Raw genomic sequence first — 4,339 nt, 5'->3', positions numbered from 1 at the left:
TCGTCGGGATGCTCGCGGTGTGGAAGGCGGGTGGGGCGTATGTGCCGCTCGATCCCGCGTATCCCGCTGACCGGCTGGCGTTCATGGTGGCCGACTGTGGTGCGGACGTCGTGGTGTCCGTGTCGGGCCTGCTGGTGACAGGCGGGCGGACGGTCCTGCTGGATGAGCGTGCCGAGGCGATCGCGTCCGAGTCCGCTGAGCCGCTGGGCGAGGTACGGGTGGGGCCGGACAAGTTGGCGTATGTGATCTATACGTCGGGTTCGACCGGCCGTCCTAAAGGCGTGGCCGTCGCGCATCGAGGCGTCGCCAATCTCGTGGCGGCGATGCGTCCCGTACTGGGTGCGGGTGAAGGGGTCACCACCCTCCAGTTCGCGTCCTTCAGCTTCGACGCGGCCGTTCTCGACGTCGCCGTGACCCTGGCGGCGGGCGGCACGCTGGCGATCGCTTCCGAGCAGGTGCGGGAGGACCCTGGGGCGCTGGCCGAGATGATCCGCGCCTGCGGTGTGAGCACGGCGAGTGTGGTGCCCTCGCTGTTGGGAGTGCTGGACCCGGCCGAGGTGCCGGGGGTGGAGAACTGGGTGTTGGGTGCGGAACGGCTGACGGCCGACCTGGCGGCGCGGTGGAGTGCGCGGGCTCGGGTGTGGAACACGTACGGGCCGACCGAGGCGACCGTCATCAGTACGGTGACGAGGGCTCCGCTGGATGCGGGAATCCGGCCGGATGATGCCCCGCCGGCTATCGGCGCACCGATCGGCAACATGCGTGTCTTCGTCCTGGACGACTTCCTCCAGCCGGTGCCGCCGGGGGTCGTGGGCGAGGTGTATCTCGTCGGGCCTGGGCTCGCGCGGGGTTACATCGGTCGCCCCGGCCTGACCGCCGAACGGTTCCTGGCCTGCCCGTTCGTCCACAGCCAGCGCATGTATCGGTCCGGTGATCTGGCGAAGTGGTCGGCGGACGGGCAGTTGCACTTCGCCGGGCGTGCTGATGAGCAGGTGAAGGTCCGGGGCTTTCGGATCGAGCCGGGTGAGGTCGAGGCGGTGCTGGCCGCTCACCCTGATGTCGGCCAGGCCGCCGTGGTCGTACGCGAGGACCGGCCCGGCGATCGGCGGCTGGTCGCCTACGTCGCCCCTGCTGCCGTGCTGGACAGCGCTGAACTGCGTGAGCACGCCGCGAAGGTCCTGCCGGAGTACATGGTCCCCGCCGCGATCGTGGCCCTCGACGCGCTCCCGCTCACCCTCAACGGCAAGCTCGACCGGTCTGCCCTGCCCGCTCCTGATCCGGTGGTCGAGGGAGGCCGTGCCCCGGGTACGCCGGCGGAGGAGGTGCTCTGCGGTCTGTTCGCCGAGGTGCTGGGTGTGGAGCGGGTCGGAGCCGACGACTCGTTCTTCGAACTCGGTGGGGATTCGCTGCTGGGGATGCGGTTGTTGGCGCGGGTCCGGGCGGTGCTGGATACGGAGGTGAGTATCCGGGAGTTGTTCGCCGATCCGACGGTGGCCGGGATCGCGCGGCGGTTGGAGGGTGCGGCGGGTCGGTCGCGGATGGCGTTGCGGGCGCGGTCGCGTCCAGAGGTGCTGCCGTTGTCGTTCGCGCAGCAGCGGATGTGGTTCCTCAACCGGCTGGACGAAGCCGGCCCGGGGGTCGGTGCGGCCTACAGCCTCCGGCTGGCGCTGCGGTTGTCGGGCGAGGTGGACGTGGCCTCCCTGGAGGCAGCGGTGGGCGATGTCGCCGACCGGCACGAGAGCCTGCGGACGGTGTTCCCCGACGTCGACGGGGTACCGCGGCAGCGCATCCTGACCGGGGAGGCCGGGCGGCCGCCGCTGATCGTGGAGGAGACCAGCGAAGACGGGCTCGGACACGCTCTCTCCGAACGAGCGTGGCGTGAGTTCGATCTGCGGGTAGAACTGCCGTGGCGGGTGTGGCTGCTGCGGTTGGCTCCGACGGAGCACGTACTGCTGCTCGTGGCCCATCACATCGCCTCGGACGGCTGGTCGGTAGGCGTGCTAGCGCGTGACCTCGGGACGGCGTACACGGCCCGCGTCCATGGGCGGGCGCCCGGCTGGGCCCCGCTGCCCGTGCAGTACGCGGACTACGCGCTGTGGCAGCGTGACGTGCTCGGCGAACTGGACGACCCGGACAGCCTCATCAGCCGGCAGTTGGCCCACTGGAAGAAGACCCTGGACGGCATCGCCGCCGAGACAGTGCTCCCCAGGGACCGGCCGCGGCCCGCGGTGCCGTCGTTCATCAGCGGTGGAGCGGCGATAGGGCTGGACGCCCGGACCCATGCGCGACTGGCCGAGCTGGTCGAACGCAGCCGGACGACGATGTTCATGGTCGTACACGCCGCTCTGTCGGTGCTCCTGTCGAAGATGGGAGCAGGACAGGACATCCCCATCGGGACCGCGATCGCGGGCCGGGGCGAGGCGCAGTTGGAGGACCTGGCCGGGTTCTTCGCCAACACGCTGGTGCTGCGTACCGATCTCGGCGGTGATCCGACGTTCGCCGAGGTGCTGGACCGGGTGCGGGAGGCCGACCTGGCGGCGTACGCGCACCAGGACGTGCCGTTCGAGCGTCTGGTGGAGGAGCTGAACCCGGCCCGGTCGCTGTCGCGCAACCCGCTGTTCCAGGTCATGCTGGCAGTGCAGAACGTGCCGGAACCCCGATGGGATCTGCCCGGCCTGCGGATCACTCCGATGCCGCCGCTGGACGTGCCGCCGGCTCGGTTCGATCTCGCGATCACCCTGGTCGAGCACCGGGACCGGGACGGGTCCCCCACAGGGCTCGGCGGCGGCATCCGGTACGCCGTCGACCTCTTCGACGAGGACACCGCGGGGAAGCTTGCGGATCGGTTCGTCCGGGTGCTGGAGCAGGTCGCGGCCGATCCCGAGATCCGGCTCAGCGATCTCGACCTGCTCGACGAGGGCGAGCGGGCGCGGGTGGTGGGGGAGTGGAACGCCACGGCCCTGGCGGTGGCCGATGACCTGCTGCCCGATCTGGTGCGGGCCCGTGCGCGGCGTTCACCTGACACCGTCGCGCTCCGCTGTGGTGCGGATGCGGTGTCGTACGGGGAGTTGGAGAACCGTGCCAATCGACTGGCGCGGTATCTGCGGCGGCTGGGTATCGGGCGGGAGTCGCGGGTGGGGCTGTGTCTGCCGCGTGGGGTGGAGATGGTCGTCGGGGTGCTCGCGGTGTGGAAGGCGGGTGGGGCGTATGTGCCGCTGGACCCCGCGTATCCCGCCGATCGGCTGGCGTTCATGGTGGCCGACTGTGGTGCGGACGTCGTGGTGTCCGTGTCGGGCCTGCCGGTGGCAGGCGGGCGGACGGTCCTGCTGGATGAGTGTGCCGAGGCGATCGCGTCCGAGTCCGCTGAGTCGCTGGGCGAGGTGCGGGTGGGGCCGGACGAGTTGGCGTATGTGATCTATACGTCGGGTTCGACCGGGCGTCCCAAGGGCGTGGCCGTCGCGCATCGAGGCGTCGCCAATCTCGCGGCGGCGATGCGACCCGTGCTCGGCGCGGGCGAGGGAATCACCACCCTCCAGTTCGCGTCGTTCGGTTTCGACGCGGCGGTGTTGGATGTGGCGGTCACTCTTGCGGCGGGCGGCACGCTGGCGATCGCCTCGGACGAGGAGCGGGGTGATCCGCAGGCGCTGGCGGAGATGATCCGTGCCTCCGGTGTATCGGTGGCGAGCGTGGTGCCCTCGCTGCTCGGACTGCTCACCCCGGCCGACGTGTCCGGTGTGACGAACTGGGTGCTGGGTGCCGAACGGCTCACCGCGGACCTGGCCGCCCGATGGGCTGGACGGACAGCGGTGTGGAACACGTACGGGCCGACCGAGGCGACCGTCATCACCACCGCCACCCCTGCGCCCCTCGACCCGGAACTCGCCCCGGACGACCGGCCTCCCGCCATCGGCGCCCCCATCGGCAACATGGGCGTCTTCGTCCTGGACGACTACCTCAAACCGGTGCCGCCGGGTGTCGTGGGGGAGGTCTACATCACTGGTCCTGGTCTGGCGCGGGGTTACATCGGTCGCCCTGACTTGACCGCCGAACGGTTTGTGGCCTGCCCCTTCGCCCCGGATCAGAGGATGTATCGGTCCGGTGACCTGGCGAAGTGGTCGGCGGACGGGCAGTTGCATTTCGCCGGGCGCGCTGATGAGCAGGTGAAGGTCCGGGGCTTTCGGATCGAGCCGGGTGAGGTCGAGGCGGTGCTGGCCGCTCACCCCGATGTCGTCCAGGCCGCCGTCGTCGTACGCGAGGACCAGCCCGGGGACAAACGCCTGGTCGCTTACGTCGTCCCGGCTGCTCTGGACCGCGCTGAACTGCGCGAGTACGCCGCGAG

At 70.5% G+C, this 4,339-nt stretch carries 1 protein-coding gene; it reads left to right on the top strand.

The annotated features are described in order from the left end of the window. Nucleotides 1-41: 41 nt before the first annotated feature. Nucleotides 42-4,339, top strand: a 4,298-nt coding sequence (locus tag ACFY32_RS34010) for an amino acid adenylation domain-containing protein (protein WP_390676364.1), incomplete at its 3' end; no start/stop codon positions are given.

Source organism: Streptomyces sp. NPDC000134, assembly GCF_042899225.1.
Classification (GTDB): domain Bacteria; phylum Actinomycetota; class Actinomycetes; order Streptomycetales; family Streptomycetaceae; genus Streptomyces.
The sequence above is the reverse complement of the archived record's forward strand: the minus strand, read 5'-3'. Positions and strand labels throughout refer to the sequence as shown.